We start from the raw sequence: 533 nt of genomic DNA, 5'->3' as shown, positions 1-533 counted from the left end.
GGCCTCGCGCAAGGAGGACGACGGCAGCACGACGCAGAACTCGTCGCCGCCGGTGCGGGCGAGCATGTCGCCGGGCCGCAGGCGCGTCTGCGCCATCAGGGTGAAGTGCTTCAGGCAGGCATCGCCGGCGGCATGGCCGTGGGTGTCGTTGATGGTCTTGAAGCCGTCGAGATCGATCACCAGCAGCGAGAACGGCGCACCGTTGCGCTCGGAGCGGGCGCATTCCTCGGTCAGGCGCTGCAGCAGATGCCGCCGGTTGGCGACGCCGGTGAGATCGTCGAGCAGCGCAAGGTCGGCAACCTCGCCCCGCAGGCGGTCCATCGCCATCAGCAGAAAGCCGAAATTGAGCGTCATCGACAGAAACAGCAGCCCCAGCACCATGACGGCATGGGCCTGGCCGCCGGCCCGTGCCGAGAGATCGTGGCCGAGCAGATTGCCCACGGTGCGGGCGACCAGGATCGCGAGGATGGTGAGAATGACGATGCTGGACAGTCGCGCGCCCGGGCTGACGCGGCCCTCCGGCGGCGACAGCA

General features: G+C 68.9%; 1 protein-coding gene. It reads right to left on the bottom strand.

The window, feature by feature from the left end:
* The coding region (locus MOV75_RS41445) for a GGDEF domain-containing protein (RefSeq protein WP_247008669.1) at positions 1-533 on the bottom strand (533 nt) is incomplete at both ends.

This window comes from Bradyrhizobium sp. PRIMUS42 (assembly GCF_023006515.1).
Classification (GTDB): domain Bacteria; phylum Pseudomonadota; class Alphaproteobacteria; order Rhizobiales; family Xanthobacteraceae; genus Bradyrhizobium.
This window is presented reverse-complemented; position numbering and strand designations above follow the sequence as displayed.